The organism is Chitinophaga filiformis, from assembly GCF_021646545.1.
Classification (GTDB): Bacteria; Bacteroidota; Bacteroidia; order Chitinophagales; family Chitinophagaceae; genus Chitinophaga; species Chitinophaga filiformis_A.
Genome location: NZ_JAKIRP010000002.1, coordinates 713904 through 730611, shown reverse-complemented (window position 1 = coordinate 730611; position 16708 = coordinate 713904). Strand labels below are relative to the sequence as shown.

Here is a 16708-nt window from a genome sequence, read left to right as displayed (position 1 = left end):
CCATTCTATTTTTGATAAAAAGCCATTCATGAAGAAAGCGATCTTATTAACCATTGCTGCAGTCGTCTTCCTGCTCCCTATTGCCCGTTCGCAGGGAAAAAATACCTATCAGCCCCTTATAGAACCATGTGCATGCCCGGTCAAAGTAGACAGCAGCTTTAAAACCCGCTGCGCCTACCTCGTAGTGCCGGAGAACAGGAAAAAGAACAACGGCAGGACCGTCAAACTGCCATTTATCATTGTTGAAAGCAAAAATCCAAACAAGAAGAAAGACCCGCTACTCTTCACAGGCGGGGGCCCCGGTTCGGGCTCACTCGGTTGGGCAAGAGGCGCTGCAGCCAGCCAGGTGATCAAAGACAGAGACTGTATTGCCTTCGAACAGCGAGGCGCCGGTTATTCCATTCCCGGCCTCAATGGACCCGAACTGGGCGCCGCCATCAAAGAGTCCTATAAGAAAAACCTTAACAAGGACAGCATGGTGATCGAAGGAGTGAAACAGCTCCGGAAAGGACTGGAGGCCCGAGGCATCGACCTTTCGGGCTACAATACAGACGAGACAGTGTCTGATATTCACGATCTCCTGTCCGCCCTGCAGATCGATTCTGTCAACCTGATGGGCATCTCCTACAGCGGTGGCCTGATGCAGGCCGTCTTACAACGTGATCCTTCCCGTATCAGGACACTGATACTGGACTCTCCATTGCCAACGTTTGTCCCGATCGATGAAGACGAACCAGCCAACTTTAATGAAGCATTGAACATATTGTTTGAGCACGTAGAAAAAGACTCTGCCGACAAAGCACAATATGGCAACCTTAAAGCGCAATTCATCCAATACTTCACGTCTATAGGCCAAACACCTTTTTACATCTCCTACCTGGAAAAAGGCACGACAGATTCCATTCGTGTAGCCTACACCAGGAATGACCTCTTCGACATTATCCAGAATTACTTTTCGAATCCTTCAGAAACACCCCATGTTATCAAAGAACTCATCAAAGGCAACCACCGTAAATATGTAACCGAATTGCTGGACGGCATCTTCAGCGGTTATAAAGGCCCTTCCGGCATGCGGATCTCCGTCTACTGTGCAGACCAGGCCGCATATCACGATGAAAATGTGCTCAAACAATCATACAAGGTCTACCCGTATATGGAAGGGTATCATATCAATGATGTCTACAATGCCATGTGCGATTGCTGGACATATTCACCCATCAATCCCGCCACCAAACAACCGTTCTACTCCACCAAACCTGCTTTACTGGCTGACGGAGAAATGGATAATGCCTGCCGGCCATTGTATATCGACATGATCCATCATTATATGCCGAACAGTCAGCGCTTATTGTTTACACACCGGGCCCATGGCGTAGGAAGCAGGGAGCTTCAACCTTTCATGATACAATTCCTCAACCATCCATACGAAAGACTGGTGTCTGACAACAAGAAGATCATTGTTTATTAAAGAACGCGCTGCTCCTGTTATCAATTTCATTTTCTACGGCCCTGCTACCTGATGCAATTCTCCACAATCAGCAGCCTGGCTTGTTTGCCGCGTTCATCAATAAAGTATGAGACGAATTATCTTTTATTTCACTCGCTGCTACGCCCACTGACAACAGTCAGCAGAAGGTGACAATGACGTAAAAAACATGATCTTCGTCGTTTCCTTACCATTATTCCGTATGGTGACATAGTACACCCCTGCCGGTAAAAAGAAGGGGTTATTTTTCACCTAATACGGGGGCAGACTCATATGCAATCGATTAATCACACGCTATTCCCATATTTTTAAATGTCAGATTCACACTTTTATTATTATTTTAGGTGACGATTTCGGGGATAACATCCGACTTATTCAGCGATAACGTAACAACTAATTAATTCCACTATGATAAAGCACTGGTCATTTCTATTAATAATGGTATGCCTGGCAACGCAACCGGTAGTTGCAGGTTCCTATGTTAACCGTAGTATTCATGTAACTCACGCTGACGATCTTACACATGCGGCATATGCCCCTGTCAGCAGCCATGTAACTCATGCTGATCACCTTATACATGCGGCACATGCCACCGATGCCGGCCACAATACACATATGAACCATATTACACATCCTACATATACCCCCAAGGCCCCCGATTCGGTATACCTGTTTTCTTATACAACTAGTAAGAACAATGAACGGGGCGGACTGCAATTTGCCTGGAGCCAGGACAAACAGCAATGGCACATGATCGGGAACGGCTTTGCCTTCCTGTACAGCGATTATGGCCGCTGGGGAGCCGACAAGCGGATGAACAGCCCCTGGCTGATACAGGGACCTGATGGCATATGGCACTGCATCTGGAGCCTGAATGAGCGGGACCGTCTTTTTGCACACGCCGCATCAGCAGACCTCGTGAACTGGAAGCGCCAAAGTTACCCCGACATCGCTGCCGGCAGGAACTTTCTGCGCCCGGCAGTACAGTACGACGCCGCACAGCGTTCTTATACCATCACTTACACTGATGCCGACGGAAAGCAATTCCAAACTACCACCACCGATTTTAAAACATACCGCCCTGCCACACAGATCAGCGCCCCTCACTACGCAGATGCCGGCGTAACCATTTCACTATCAGAAGGAACAGTCACCGGACAGGTACACCGTGTAGCCTGGGATGTAGTGGACCGGCTGATCAAAACCCGTGAACTGGCACAATATAAATGGCGGCAACAGTCAGAATCGTCCAAACAGGACGCTGAGCGTTTCGGAATGCTGCAACAACCATTGCAGGCCAGCATCACCCTGCAGCCAGAAAAAGCAAAACCGATCAGCAACCTGCTATTGGGTATCTTCTTTGAAGACATTAACTACGCTGCAGACGGTGGCCTATACGCTGAACTGGTACAGAACCGCGACTTTGAATATGCATTAAGCGACAAAGATGGACGCGATCCCAACTGGAACAGTTATCACTCCTGGACATTACGCGGAGAAAACAGCACCTTCACCGTCGATGCCACAACACCGCTCCATCCAAACAATCCACACTATGCGGTACTGGACACAAAGACGCCCGGTGCAGCACTGGTCAACAGCGGGTACGACGGGATCCCTGTAAAGAAAGGTGACAAATACGACCTATCCCTCTTCTCCAACCAACTGGACGGGAAAAGCGGAAAAGTACTGGTGCGTCTTGTCAGCCCGGGCTCACCAAACAACATCCTTGCACAGACTACCATCACCATATCCGGCAATTCGTGGAAAAAGGCCCAGACTGTGCTCACCGCCACCGCATCTGCAGACAGTGCACTGCTTGAACTGCAACCACTTACTGCTGGTCGCCTGGCGTTGGACATGGTCTCCCTCTTTCCGCAGCAGACATTCAAAGGCAGAAAGAACGGCTTAAGAGAAGACCTGGCCCAGGTAGTGGCCGACATACATCCGCGCTTCGTACGTTTCCCCGGCGGCTGCGTAGCGCATGGAGACGGACTAAACAACATCTACCGCTGGAAGAACACCATCGGTCCTCTTGAAGCGCGTAAACCACAACGCAATCTCTGGGGCTATCACCAATCCGCCGGCCTCGGATACTTTGAATACTTCCGTTTCTGCGAAGATATTGGTGCTGAACCAGTACCCGTTGTTGCTGCAGGCGTTCCCTGCCAGAACTCCGGCCCTTCCGACAAAGGCAGCGGTCAGCAGGGCGGTATCCCTATGAATGAAATGGACGAATATGTACAGGACATCCTCGACCTGATTGAATATGCCAACGGCGACATTCATACCACCTGGGGTAAAAAACGGGCAGAAGCAGGACACCCGCAACCTTTCCATTTAAAATATGTCGGTATCGGCAATGAAGACCTGATTACGGACATCTTTGAAGAACGATTCACCCTGCTCTTCAACGCTGTAAAAAAGAAGTATCCTGAGATCACTGTCATAGGTACCGCAGGCCCGTTCTTTGAAGGCACCGACTATGAAGAAGGCTGGGACATCGCCAACAAACTGAAGGTTCCCATGATCGACGAGCATTACTATGTCTCTCCGGGTTGGTTCATCAACAACCAGGACTACTACGACAAATACGATCGTTCCAGATCCAAAGTATACCTCGGCGAATATGCAGCGCACCTGCCGGGACGGCCCAGCAACATCGAAACCGCCCTGGCCGAAGCGCTGTACCTTACAGCACTTGAGCGTAACGGCGACATCGTCAGCATGGCATCCTATGCGCCCCTCCTTGCCAGGGAAAAGCATACGCAATGGACGCCTGACCTGATCTACTTTAACAACACTACCGTAAAGCCGACCGTAAATTATTACGTTCAGCAACTCTACGGCACCAACGCTGGTGATGTGTATCTTCCAGGCACTATCACCATCTCCAATGGTGAGGGTAAGGCTGTGAATACAGATGGCGTAAAAGAAAGGGTAGCTGTCTCTGTTGTAAAGGACACTAAATCCAACTCAGTGATCATAAAGCTGGTCAACCTCCTGCCGAAGTCTGTTCAATCCGGCATTGATCTCAGCGGCATCGACATTGCCGATTCCACTGCAATAAAAACGGTGTTGCAAGGCAGTCCGGACAGCAAAGACGCCAGACCAGTTGTATCCAACTATCCGGTTGCTGCGAAGTTCAATACTGAACTGCCGGCTTATTCATTTACGGTTATACGGATTAAAACGAAGTAAAGGCTGTGCGTGGAATCTCGCGGTTTGTGTTTTAGCGCTAAGTAGCTTGTTTTTATAATGCGAGTAGCTTGTTTTTTTACCGCTAAGTAGCTTGTTTTTTTACCGCTAAGTAGCTTGTCTTTTACCGCTAAGTAGCTTGTCTTTTGCCGCTAAGTAGCTTGTCTTTTACCGCTAAGTAGCTTGTCTTTTACCGCTAAGTAGCTGCGGTTTCAGTATGGGATGTCGGTCGGCGCCTCTCTGGATGACGATTGGGCATTATCAAGCGAATGGGATTTGGAATATCAATTGGGCAGCACCGGTCGTGTCACCGGAGAGCCGAAGGCCCGACATTCCCATCTGAAACCGGTGCTACTTTCGCTGTCCCTATTGAATTTCAGGTGAGAGCGTATCAGGGCTGAAGGAAGCTCAATGCCTCAAATGCCTTCCCTATTGGCTTTCAGATAGAGGAATTAATAAAAGAGCCTGTATCAAAAGTAAGATACGGGCTCTTTTTGTTCGGATACCTGACGGAGACCGGCAGGCTTTTAAGCTATTCTCAAGAGGCTCATTTATATTTGGCACGTCCTCTTTTAAATCTGTACCCAAAAAAGAAACAATTGTTTCAGCCTCAAATGGAAATGGTGCCCTACATGCCCTCCCTTTAAATTCCGTAGGGAGAGCGTTAGTAGCACCGGTTTCAGATGGGAATGTCGGGCCTTCGGCTCTCGGGCGACACGACCGGCGAAGTTAAATCGACATTCAAATCCTATTCGCTTGACAACGCCCAATCGACATCCAGAGAGGCGCCGACCGACATCCCATACTGAAACCGAAGCTACTTAGCGGGAAATAAACCGAAGCTACTTAGCGGGAAATAAGCCGAAACTACTTAGCGGGAAATAAGCCGACTCCCTTTAGCAACCACCTTTGCGAGGGGCATGCTTATAAAGTATTTTACCATCCCGTTCCACATATTCGCCCGACACTATTGGATACGCATACTTGGGCGCGTACGATACGTTATGGCTTTTTATAATTATCTTGTCGTTAACCTTCAGACTGCGTAACTGCTGAGGCCCATCGTCAAACCTAAGAATATAATCGTGACCATCAATTCTGGCCATCACTCCGAAACCTAATAATGAGCCTGGCGGAAGAGAAAGAGAGGTTACAACTGCCTCCATATTGGTATAATCCCTAATATACTTCCTTATTTTAGCAGCACCGGCATACACTTTCTTTCCCTCCGGAGACGCTTCCCATTTTTTGAACTTTATACCAGCGGGGGTAGCCTCCCATTCTTTCATTGCTGCCGTCTTTTCAGTATCAGTAAGCGGTTTTGGAGATGACTTTTTAGAAGGTTCATTTTTAACTTCGCGATTAGCAAATACTAGTCCGCTTACCGCAACCAACAAAAAGATCAGTGCATAAATGACTTTTTTCATGATTTTTGTGTGTTTCATATGCTATTAAAGTTTGATACAGCGAACGTACTTTAATCCTTTCAGTTTGAAGGGTTAGGATTGTAAATTAAAATGTAAACCTTGTAAAATTATTGTAAAAGCGCCCTGGGCCTTAGGAATCCGTTGCTTCTCAGTCCATACTTGTAAGGCTCTTATAGCTTCGGACGCAGGATGGGAGAATTAACAAAAGAAAATACCCTGTATCCACTCTTAAATGCAGACACAGGGTATTTTCCTTAATACAGAAGTCTTACTTACACTACTGCTTCAATATCTTCACCTGCTTCTGACTGCCATCTTTACGATCTATCACAACTATATGCACGCCGGCGCTCAGCGATGAAACACTGATGGTGCTGCCGGGATTCTTCACCCTCATCACTTCTCGTCCGCTGATATCGTAGATACGGAGTGTGCTCACTTTGTCATTACTGCGGATGGAGAGCTGGTCTATTACCGGGTTAGGCGACAATGTAAGCGTGGTCTGCGCTGCTGCAGGCTGTTGCTGCATCGCTACCCTGGCTGAAGAAACATTGGTGATGGTCAGGTAATTCAGGTTAAATCCTCCGGTTGCTGTAGCAATACCGATATCGTAGCTTCCGGCAGGCAATGATACGGTATGTGAAACATCGGCCCAGTTCTGCCAGCCGCCGGTATTGGGAATTACTACGGAACCCAGTTGCGTAGTACCCGCGTCTTTTTCCAGTCGCAGGGAAGTATTGGCATTAGGACTGGCTACGCGATAGCTTATCCGGTAGGTACCTGTTACCGGAATATTCACAGCGTATGACATCCAGTCGCCGGCATCTATCCATCCTACATTCTGTCCGCCGCCTGCATCTGTTGTTGCTTCAACATCAACGCCGGCCATGTAGTTATAGCTCTCCGCCTGGATAACTGTTGAAGTGGACGTAGTATTGGATTCTACTTTTATAGACGTTGCCACATCGTTCCAACTATTGTCCACCAGGCATTCATCGTTTCCTGTCAGCACCAGTGTTGAACCGCTGAAGTTGTCATTCTGGTAAAGCGTCACTTTATATCCTGAAGTTACCTTGATAGAAGAAACTTCATCATTCTGGATACCCAGTGCATTCAGCTGGCTAAGCGTATACGATCCGGGATTGAGGCCAACTGCAGTACCTCCGTAATTACAATCCTTGTAGGTAATAACCGGGCCGCTCGGCGTCTGGCCGGCATAACCGCCGATAGCAACAGTTACACGCTGTGGTGAAGGTGCGTTGACGGTTGATGAATGATTGAACACATCATCATAGCAGAACGCGTAAGTCAGGCTGTTCAGGCTGATGTCAGTACGGTGCCAGAACTTGCAATACCAGTTGTAAGGTGCAGTCTGATAATAACCTGATGCAGTAGCAAAGTCCTGCGTAGCGCCGGTGGCGAGGTTCAGGTTAATAGCATGACGATTGATCGCAGCGCAGATCTGTGCCTGCACAACCTTGTCAAATTCACCGCCGGAAGCCATTACACCACTACCTTCCATCACTTCAATGTTGGTAGGTTTACGGGCAATCGTACCTACCTGTCCGTCGGAAGTTCTTGTAAAGGTGAATACACCTCCCGATACACGGCCGCTCCAGGTACCGGCATCACCTGCATTGAAGACGAGGTTGCCATTGCTGTACTTAGACCAGATGGCGTCAACATAGGAACCGAAATAATTTCCCTGTGCGCCTCCGGGCTGGAAGGCAGTTGTTTTTGACGGGAACTTGATAATGCCATTGGTGGCATCATAGCAACCCGCAAAATCAGCCGGTGCCGTAGCCTGCCATTGTGCAAGGATCTGCTGATGTGTCATCAGCTCGCCTACTTTTTGATAGAAGCCGCCATTGCCCCAGGCTTCAAGGCCCATCGGGTATTGATACCCGTCAACACGGGTAGTGTTTACCCAAAGACCATTGGAGGCGTTGGTCAATTCGATTGTCTCATACCGGATCCCCTGGTTAGGATCTGTCGGATTGGCCAGATTAGGTGCTGCATAACCGCTTGGTGCGCCGGAAGCACCAAAGAAGTAGAGATACAGCTGTGAATTGAAGGAGATGAGCATGCGGCATCCTTCAATGCCGGGAATGTTTATGATCTTGTTAGGGATCTCGCTAAGCTTCGCAAAGCAATTAGCGTATAATCCGTTGTTTCCCGGTCCCATATTACCGTTGATGACCGGTCCGGGTACTGTGTTGTTGGACACGCTCATCAGGTTGACGGCACCGTTTTTTGGATTGATCCATACATGATTGCCGTTGATAATTCCGACAACGGCGACATAGATGTTCCCATCGGCATACGATGAGTTGTTTTGTAATGTGAAGGGTACTGTGGCCTGAGCCTGCACTGCGTCTGCAGTTGCAAATGTTAATGTCAGCAGGAGGGTGATGCGGAGACATAACATCCCGACGAGGGAAAAGAAAGATCTGGTTTTCATAGATTATGGGTTTTATATTAACAGTGTTATACAAATTTAACTTAATTTATCCGGTAAGTTGCTTTGTACACAGCACTGTACTCATAAAGCCCTGCTTATTGCTTCACAAACAATGACATATTCCTTTCAATGTAATCTACCATTGTTTTATATAATTCCTTTTTAAAGCCATCATCATAAAAGTATGCTTCTATCTTAGCTGCTGCCTTCATTTCACCATATCCTTCGCGGAAAGCTTGCCACCTTTGTTCCCAGCTCTTTCCCTCATTATTAAATCGCTCTTTTCTCTTATTATAGCTATCAGCAGTATTCGTCAACTCATCCAGGCAGGCAGCATAGTCTCGTGCAAGTGTTTCCAGTTGTAATTCCCTGAAACTTTCCAGCACTGCGAAGCTGAATTCAGGGCGGTTAAAGAAGAACTGGTACACGCCACCATTGTCCGTTTCGTCACTAAACATCAGCACGCAGTAGAATATTTTTTGTCCGCGGTTCAGCAGGCTGAAATACTCCTGATAGTTAAGCTCTTTACTAACGGATTTTTCCAGCAGTGGATAACTTAACTGATATGTATATTCCCAGAATTTATTATCGAACGCATTAAATTCTTCCCAGTTATACTTCCTGTTTGTTTCGTCAAACCATTGTTGTGAATAGTCTGGTGCGAGAATCAGCTCCTGCTGATTGCCATCGTCAAGGCTGTAAAAAGTAAATGCGCGCTCAGTCATTATGTTGTTCTTTCAATGGCATTGGATAAAAGTGTTTCATATCAATTCACGTATAGCTCAAACTTCTTCCCATTCCACTTGAACAGGTCTTCCGAAACCAGGTAATTACCGGTCTTAAATAGTTCTGCAGTCAACTCTCTAATTTTTTCCACTCCTTCTTTATTATTACTTCCTGTTATCAGGAGCACATCACGGCTCGGGATACCAACGACCCAATCGCCTTCGACAGGAAAGTTTTCTCTTGTCCATAACTCCGATTGTAAAATAAGGCTAGCCTCATAGCTTCCCCCCGCAGTAACCACATAAATTCCTCCCCACTCTTTACTAATGTCTGGAATTATTTTTCCAAAGTTCTGCATAGCTAAACTACGTAAACTATCTTTTGAAATATGAAGACCTTCAAGTTCTTTACTGAAGATATATTTAAAGCTGTGCTTTAAATCTTCAGCATAAACAATGATCAACTGATCATTGTATTTCTCTGTCACTAATTCGATTGATCTACCCTCATTTTTATTTAAGGCATTTACTTCATCCAGATATCTGGCAGACTTTATGACGGGTATAATATTGTTAGTTGACACCCCCTTGCTGGCAGCATAAACTGACTCTGATGCTGCGAGATACTTTTTGAGAATACTGTTCAGGGAGTCTGGTTCTCCCTTGTATGCAAAATAGGCGTTGTCGATATGATGTTTGATGTCCTGGCTATCCTTTTTACAAGTGATGCTTAAATCTTCCTGCAACGTGAAGGATACGGTAGGATACTTCTTTCTAAGTGCTTCGATATACACTTCGGCAAACTCTTTCTCCGTCATTACCTCCTTCCTGGGTGTACATTGACTTAATGACATGACAATCAATAACAGTACGATTAAACGCATAATAAACTTGTATAGGGAGATGATTATAATGGGCGAAAGATAATGCTAAAAGCTGAAAATTTCCGTCTCCTCTGCCCAAACCACTACTCCACTTCCACTATCATCTCCACCTCTACAGCCATGTTCAGCGGTAGGGCATTCGTTCCCAACGCAGTACGTGCATGCCTGCCTTTTTCTCCCAACACTTGTATCAACAGATCAGAAAAGCCATTGATCACTTTAGGCTGATCGGAAAACACGGCAGTACAGTTCACATAGCCATTCACCTTTACTATCTGCTTCACCTTATTCAGACTACCCAACTCCTTTTTCAGCACTGCCAGTTGATTGATGGCGGTTAACTTCGCAGCATCATAACCTTGTTGCACACTAAGCTCCTGTCCTAATTTACCAATGATATATTCACCGTTGGCATTACGGGGGCCTTTACCGGATAAATAAAGCAGATTACCCACCCTCCGGACATCCACATAACTACCAATGGCAGGCGGTACTTCCGGCAGTGTGATCTTCAACTCTGCCAGTTTTTGCTCTGGCGTTTGCGCAAATACTGCGGAACTCATTAACAGGGATAAAAATAACATCAATGCTTTCATGTGTTGGACAATTTAGGTTTGAAATTAATACAAGGCTGTCGATATCACAAGCCTTGTAGGGACATCACAAAAGTAGCATGATGCAGGAACCGGTAAAATGGCATTTTGACGCTTCCGGATGGATGTTTTGTCCATATGTCTACAATACTTTTTCCGCCTCGGTCACATTCCCCGGCAGATCTGTCGCCGTAATCAGTATATGCGTACCCCGTAATATTTCATTGGCAGCAGCTGCCGTATAATGCCAGTAAGCAATCCCCTTATCCGGAGCAGCGTATCCCTGTTCAAGTTCAGTTCCTGCTGCTGAGAGGATATGTACCTTTACGGATGCTACACGAACAATATCCCTGACAGCAATAGTAATGATATCGCCCTCATTTCCTCTATACGTTTCCGTATCAATAAGTATGACCTTAGGAGCTTTAGCAGCATCCTGAAAGGCAGCGTTATGGGCAGTTTGTCCCTTCTTTGCAACAGCTGTATACATCAGCCTTTTTACAGGATCATTCATAACTTCATTCGCATATGCCGTAGCGTCTTCAAATTTTTCGCGGGCAACCAACTGCTGATTTGTCGGCGGCGTCACGACAGGTCCGCATTTTGCGGTTACAACTGTTTTCCCTCTTCTTACACGAAGCGTCATTTGGCTGATGGATCCAGACACTCCGTCCATGAATATGTTTTCTTTTACATAAGCCATTTTTGAAAGTATTTAAAGGTTAATAATGAAAGATGGAATAGTAACTGTGTATTGTAACAAACCTTACTGACGGGAATTAACCTGGGTCAATTTTTTCGCTATTATCCGCATCATTTATATCCTTACAAATATACGAAAAACACACCTTTGCAGATCAGACATAGCCTCGTACTTCTCTCCTTTTAATGAGGATATAATGCCGTACAAACAATGGTTCTCCTATGGCTAACTTACGTTCATCCTACGTTCCGGAACGTAGGATGAACGTAAGTTAGCCATAGGAGAACCATTGTTAAATCCTGTTTAAATCGAGATCAATTCGATGTTCTTTCAAGTTAAAAATGCGTAAAACCCGCAACGAAAAAAGCCGTAATTTTAAATAAAAAAACTATGGCAAGAACAAACAATCATTTATGGAACGGCTTAAAGACAAGCCGTGGAAAATTAGGTAAAGACTTCGTATTGAAAAAACGCGGAGACAAGACGTTTATCAGTAAATATCCTGATATGAGCAATGTTGTTCCTTCAGCATTACAGCTCGCGTATAAGGATAGATTTATGCATGCGGTGGCATATGCTAAAAGCATCATTAGCGATCCCGCAAAGAAGGTTGCTTATAAAGTAAGACCTGGCAGTACAGTATATCATTCTGCTATTAAAGATTACCTGGAAAATAATTAGTCCGGGACAAACCCTCATAATTCTCATTTGTCTTATACCTTCCCTCTATACGTTTTCATAAACAAGTCCCCCTGCTTTTCCCCGGCTGTCAGGAAATTTGTAACTTATTCTGGTAAATGATTACAAACATTTGCTTAAAAAGATAATAGCCAATTTTCATTAACTTTGCTTGTTGGGTTCCTATATTTACCAGCGTTCCTATGTTGGATTATCAAAATGATTAATGGATAATGAGTAAAATCAGGGTTAAAAATTTCGGGCCGATAAAAGAAGGATATACCGATAATGATGGATGGATAGACATTAAAAAGGTGACGCTCTTTATTGGAAATCAGGGTACCGGCAAAAGTACCCTTGCGAAACTCATTTCCACATTTACATGGATGGAAAAGGCCTTAATCCGCGGTGACTATCCGCTGGTACATTTTGAACGTATCGAAGTCTTCTATGACCTTCTTAGTTACCATAATATCCACACATATTTGCAAGGGTTCAGAAATCCACAAATTGAACTTTTTTCGGACAATGATAATAAACCACCAACTGAGTTACATTACGTTGGCGAATCATATCAAATAACAGTTAAGGGAACACGTATCGATATCGAAAAGTCTAATGGGCAAAATTATCATCTCCCACAAATTGTTTATATACCTGCTGAACGCAATTTACTCAATTTCACGTATGAGTATAGACGAGCCAGACGAGTACCTGAAACATTAATTGACCTGCAGGTATCCTACAGAGAAATTATCAAAAGCATAAACGGCGGTGCGATAAAACTACCTATTAATGGTCTCGATATAACTTACAATAAAAATCTGGACACGCTAATTGTCAGAGGTCAGGACTACGTGGTGGATTTATTGGCTGCATCGAGCGGTATCCAGTCTGTTGTGCCACTTTTTTTAATATCGTTGTATTTTGCTAATTCTGTTCAATCCTCCTCTGAATCCCGCCAGCCAATGAACAGCGAAGAGTTGGAAAGATTTAAAACAGATGTAGCGGCAATACATGCAAATGCTGACCTGACTGATGACCAAAAGAAAGCGGCACTTTCTGTTGTTGCTGCAAAGTATAATAAAACTGCCTTTGTAAATATTGTAGAAGAGCCTGAACAAAATTTATTCCCTTCATCACAGTGGAACATCTTAAAGAGCTTGCTCGAGTTCAATAACATGAGCCAGGGAAACAAGTTGATCATGACGTCTCATAGTCCGTACGTTATGAATGCGCTGATGTTAGCGGTAAAGGCGCGAAATGTTTATCAGACAATACATAACTGTGGCAAAAGCGAGTTATTAAAATCCATAGAAGGTATAGTTCCCTCTAAATCCATTATAAACGCTGACGATTTAGTCATATACGAATTAAATGAGTCAGGAGGTTTGTCAAAGTTAGGTGACTATAAGGGTTTACCGTCAGACGATAATTACCTCAATAATTTGTTAGAGGAATCAAACAATATGTATTCACAATTATTACGTATAGAAGATCAATGCCGGTAAACTTTTTTGACGCACACCATACACAATCAAGCCAGGAAACGTTTGGATTGTATGACAAGCCATATCCTGAAAAGGCGCCGTCATACATCATGGAAGAGGACAAGCATGACTGGATAGGAATAGTAAATAATCCAACAAAAATCAATGCGGATTTTTACGGTTTGGATCATTCATTAAAAATACCTGTTCCACCGCCCAACCCAGATGATAAGTACATTGAAAGTCTTTGTGATGGAATGCTAAAACATGGAGATAATCTAAGCTTTGTCGAATTAAAAGTTTGGGCAAGCGATGGCAAATGGATTGGTGTATCAACGAAGCAAATATTAAATTCTGTCAAACTTTTTGCGGAAAATCACGGTTTCTCCGGATATACCCGGGTCGAAGGCCGTATCTGTAACAAGCTAAAGCCTGCACTGCATAGAAATTGTATGCATTCTCAGGAAAGGTTTCAGGAAGCTGCTGTTTTGTATGATTTTAAAGGTGAGTTGATTGTAAAGCAAGAAATTGATATCTGATATTGCAAATCATAAACTCCAACAATTCCGCTTTGATTTCACGGTCGGGTAATATTTTAAGCCGCTCGTTGAAAATCGCCTGCTCACTACCATTCAATACAATATTCGTCTCTGGCACAGTTATCCGGAACCCTCACACAGTTAACCTTCCCCTTTTGCCCCGCCTGCCCGACACCCTGCAACCGATTTTCCAATATCTTATACTGAAAAGGCTTTACATTTCCCAAGAAGTTACTACATTTGCTTACAGTAACATAGTAAACAAGGTGTTAAATCAACATCAAGCCCCAGGCCTAAAATTATCAACCAAATACCAGGATCATGTGAAGTTTACGCTTTCACTTCCCTTAACACTATATTGTTCACATTAACAAATATCAACATATACGTGAATGATATGCTATGATGTAAAACTTACAACGCTTTCACAAACGCTATTTTCTGTATGACAAGGATGATTATATGTCTCACATTTTTACAACCAAACAAATTTCCTTCATGAAAAACAAACAACGACTAATGCCTGCAAAAGCCGTGTTGCTTTTTGTCCTAGTACCTCTAATTATTGCCCTGACACCATCTAACAATTGTTCTGCACAAACGCTTGACGCCACGAATCCTGCCTCCAAAGGGAAAGCCTATACACTGAAGATCAGGAAAGGCGATTACTGGATTGGGGGCGGCCTTGGTTTGACCGGCTCTGTAGCGCCAATGGGGCAATATATCGGTACAGCGGCCCAGTTGTCCGCCAAAGGGGGATATCACATTATTGACAAACTATCCGTTGGGGTTAGCATCACCGGAGGGATCAGTATCTCTGACAAAAAGAGCCAGGGCATATATACCCGTGGTATCAGCCTGTTAGTGGGTCCCATCGTACAATACATGATCCCGGTTTCAAAGACAATCTTCCTGGCGCCAATAGTAGGTGCTACCTGGGGACCGATCCGTGTTAAATCGATGACATCGCAGCCAGGACAGCCGGAAAACTATGTTAAGATTAAGGGACATGCATTCGTTGAACTGGCCGGCATCGGACCATTCTTCGAAGTGATACCGGAAAAAGCCAGCTTTGGCGCACAGCTCCTGGTATCGTCCCTGCAACAGACAACAACACTTTATACCAACAGCGGCGAGGGCATTCCCGGCACCAAAGTGAAAGACAGAAAGACCGGACCGGCGCTGAATGTTGAATTCAGACTACATTTTTAATCGCCTGCTAAACGAGGTAAATGGAATATGTCGGCACATAACGATCTGTTCTACTCCAGATTACCAGTCAATCGTATTCCACTCAGTGAACTATTGACGGAAGAGCATTTATTCTACCAGGTTCCTGACAACTGGCACGTTATTGTAACAGATATTAAAGGCTCTACGGCCGTCGTGCAGAAAGGATTGCACGAAACCGTCAACCTGATTGCCACCGGAAGCATTGTTGCAGTACTGAACATTTGTTTTAAAGCGAATATCACCGTCCCTTTCTTCTTTGGAGGGGACGGTGCTTCATTTATTGTGCCCCCCGCTGTAAAAGACGCCGTTATGGCAGCGCTTTTACTTTACAGGCATAATACCCGGGAAAATTTCGATATCGAACTCCGTGCAGGCACTGTAGACGTCAGGGAGATCTACACCCGCGGACATGAACTCAGGATCACGAAATTTACCAGCTCCGGCAATTTTACCATCCCCATCCTGCTGGGTAACGGCCTCAGTTATGCGGAAAAACTGATCAAAGGAGAGGAATACACGCTTCCAGCCCTGCCTACCGGCGGAAATGAATTGGACCTTAACGGAATGCAATGCCGCTGGGACAAGATAAAACCACCGCTGAACAACTATGAAGTAGTCAGCCTGATTGTCCTTTCAACGGCCAATGTAACACAGTCCAGGGCTTTTCAGAAAGTCATTTCCCTCATCGATGAAATCTATGGCGCCCCCGAGAAAAGACAACCGATCTCTATATCAAAGCTCAGGCTCAAAGCCTCTTTTACCAGGCTCGGCTCAGAAATACGCGTGAAGTTTGGCGGTATGAAGGTCTTTTCCCTTGTACAAACCTGGCTCACCACGATGCTCGGGTATATCTACTTTCAGACCAAAACAGGCAGGACCTACCTCACACGGCTGGTAGAGATGTCTGATACACTGGTCATAGATGGCAAGATCAACACCGTAATCACCGGCACAGCACTGCAACGGATGCTGCTGGAAGAAAAACTGAACAGGCTGGAACAGGCCGGGGAGATCTTCTATGCCTTCTATGTCAGCAAGGAATCTGTGATGTCGTGTTATGTCCGCGACATGAAAGATGATCATATTCACTTTGTAGATGGCGCCGGTGGAGGATATACCAACGCTGCGGGCGCACTGAAACTGAAATGCCGGAATACATAGACCCGCTTTTTTTTTGAAGGAATTAATTGTCCACTTCCCCCCTCAATCTGCCCGCCTGACCCGGCTCACCCTGTTCTTTCAGTTAACGGCGTTATAGTTTTACAAGGCCGTCCCCCTCCCTGCCATGAGC

The 16708-nt window shown here is 45.2% G+C and carries 13 protein-coding genes; 7 read left to right on the top strand and 6 right to left on the bottom strand.

Features of this window, described 5'->3' with window-relative positions; genetic code table 11:
* Positions 1–28 precede the first annotated feature (28 nt).
* Positions 29–1468, top strand: a complete 1440-nt coding sequence (locus tag L3C95_RS09245) for an alpha/beta fold hydrolase (protein ID WP_236387008.1) — start codon at positions 29–31, stop codon at positions 1466–1468.
* A gap of 426 nt (positions 1469–1894) precedes the next feature.
* The gene (locus L3C95_RS09240) at positions 1895–4687 is read left to right on the top strand and encodes an alpha-L-arabinofuranosidase C-terminal domain-containing protein (RefSeq protein WP_236387006.1); all 2793 of its coding nucleotides are present in this window, start codon (positions 1895–1897) and stop codon (positions 4685–4687) included.
* 893 nt (positions 4688–5580) lie between these two features.
* Here the strand turns inward: L3C95_RS09240 and L3C95_RS09235 are convergent.
* The 6 genes from L3C95_RS09235 to L3C95_RS09210 all read right to left on the bottom strand — a co-directional run bounded on the left by L3C95_RS09235 (position 5581) and on the right by L3C95_RS09210 (position 11477).
* Positions 5581–6129 carry a hypothetical protein gene (locus L3C95_RS09235; protein ID WP_236387004.1) on the bottom strand — a complete coding sequence of 183 codons (549 nt, stop codon included), beginning with the start codon at positions 6127–6129 and terminating at the stop codon, positions 5581–5583.
* A gap of 259 nt (positions 6130–6388) precedes the next feature.
* A complete protein-coding gene (locus tag L3C95_RS09230; protein ID WP_236387002.1) occupies positions 6389–8572 on the bottom strand; it encodes a beta-1,3-glucanase family protein in 2184 nt (727 codons plus the stop codon).
* Positions 8573–8667: 95 nt separating this feature from the next.
* Complete coding sequence (locus tag L3C95_RS09225) at positions 8668–9297, bottom strand: DUF4375 domain-containing protein (protein ID WP_236387000.1); 630 nt, start codon at positions 9295–9297, stop codon at positions 8668–8670.
* 41 nt (positions 9298–9338) lie between these two features.
* Complete coding sequence (locus L3C95_RS09220) at positions 9339–10181, bottom strand: DUF1444 family protein (protein WP_236386998.1); 843 nt, start codon at positions 10179–10181, stop codon at positions 9339–9341.
* Between the two features lie 83 nt (positions 10182–10264).
* A complete protein-coding gene (locus L3C95_RS09215; RefSeq protein WP_236386997.1) occupies positions 10265–10777 on the bottom strand; it encodes a RidA family protein in 513 nt (170 codons plus the stop codon).
* A gap of 139 nt (positions 10778–10916) precedes the next feature.
* Complete coding sequence (locus tag L3C95_RS09210) at positions 10917–11477, bottom strand: hypothetical protein (RefSeq protein WP_236386994.1); 561 nt, start codon at positions 11475–11477, stop codon at positions 10917–10919.
* Between the two features lie 390 nt (positions 11478–11867).
* Between L3C95_RS09210 and L3C95_RS09205 the strand changes: the two genes are divergently transcribed.
* From L3C95_RS09205 to L3C95_RS09185, 5 genes are all read left to right on the top strand, one after another.
* Complete coding sequence (locus tag L3C95_RS09205) at positions 11868–12158, top strand: hypothetical protein (RefSeq protein ID WP_236386993.1); 291 nt, start codon at positions 11868–11870, stop codon at positions 12156–12158.
* A gap of 230 nt (positions 12159–12388) precedes the next feature.
* Positions 12389–13666, top strand: a complete 1278-nt coding sequence (locus L3C95_RS09200; RefSeq protein ID WP_236386990.1) for a hypothetical protein — start codon at positions 12389–12391, stop codon at positions 13664–13666.
* On the top strand, positions 13657–14184 hold the full coding sequence (locus tag L3C95_RS09195) for a hypothetical protein (RefSeq protein ID WP_236386988.1): 528 nt from the start codon (positions 13657–13659) through the stop codon (positions 14182–14184). The genes L3C95_RS09200 and L3C95_RS09195 overlap by 10 nt, the downstream gene beginning before the upstream one ends.
* A 498-nt stretch (positions 14185–14682) precedes the next feature.
* Positions 14683–15396 carry a hypothetical protein gene (locus L3C95_RS09190; RefSeq protein WP_236386986.1) on the top strand — a complete coding sequence of 238 codons (714 nt, stop codon included), beginning with the start codon at positions 14683–14685 and terminating at the stop codon, positions 15394–15396.
* Positions 15397–15423: 27 nt separating this feature from the next.
* Complete coding sequence (locus L3C95_RS09185) at positions 15424–16578, top strand: DUF3095 domain-containing protein (RefSeq protein ID WP_236386985.1); 1155 nt, start codon at positions 15424–15426, stop codon at positions 16576–16578.
* Positions 16579–16708 lie beyond the last annotated feature (130 nt).

What these genes read in the sequence shown, in the direction of transcription:
- L3C95_RS09245 (WP_236387008.1), top strand. Translation starts at nt 29, where the DNA reads ATGAAGAAAGCGATCTTATTAACCATTGCTGCAGTCGTCTTCCTGCTC.
- L3C95_RS09230 (WP_236387002.1), bottom strand. Translation starts at nt 8,572, where the DNA reads ATGAAAACCAGATCTTTCTTTTCCCTCGTCGGGATGTTATGTCTCCGC.
- L3C95_RS09190 (WP_236386986.1), top strand. Translation starts at nt 14,683, where the DNA reads ATGAAAAACAAACAACGACTAATGCCTGCAAAAGCCGTGTTGCTTTTT.
- L3C95_RS09235 (WP_236387004.1), bottom strand. Translation starts at nt 6,129, where the DNA reads ATGAAACACACAAAAATCATGAAAAAAGTCATTTATGCACTGATCTTT.
- L3C95_RS09225 (WP_236387000.1), bottom strand. Translation starts at nt 9,297, where the DNA reads ATGACTGAGCGCGCATTTACTTTTTACAGCCTTGACGATGGCAATCAG.
- L3C95_RS09215 (WP_236386997.1), bottom strand. Translation starts at nt 10,777, where the DNA reads ATGAAAGCATTGATGTTATTTTTATCCCTGTTAATGAGTTCCGCAGTA.
- L3C95_RS09205 (WP_236386993.1), top strand. Translation starts at nt 11,868, where the DNA reads ATGGCAAGAACAAACAATCATTTATGGAACGGCTTAAAGACAAGCCGT.
- L3C95_RS09240 (WP_236387006.1), top strand. Translation starts at nt 1,895, where the DNA reads ATGATAAAGCACTGGTCATTTCTATTAATAATGGTATGCCTGGCAACG.
- L3C95_RS09220 (WP_236386998.1), bottom strand. Translation starts at nt 10,181, where the DNA reads ATGCGTTTAATCGTACTGTTATTGATTGTCATGTCATTAAGTCAATGT.
- L3C95_RS09195 (WP_236386988.1), top strand. Translation starts at nt 13,657, where the DNA reads ATGCCGGTAAACTTTTTTGACGCACACCATACACAATCAAGCCAGGAA.
- L3C95_RS09185 (WP_236386985.1), top strand. Translation starts at nt 15,424, where the DNA reads ATGTCGGCACATAACGATCTGTTCTACTCCAGATTACCAGTCAATCGT.
- L3C95_RS09210 (WP_236386994.1), bottom strand. Translation starts at nt 11,477, where the DNA reads ATGGCTTATGTAAAAGAAAACATATTCATGGACGGAGTGTCTGGATCC.
- L3C95_RS09200 (WP_236386990.1), top strand. Translation starts at nt 12,389, where the DNA reads ATGAGTAAAATCAGGGTTAAAAATTTCGGGCCGATAAAAGAAGGATAT.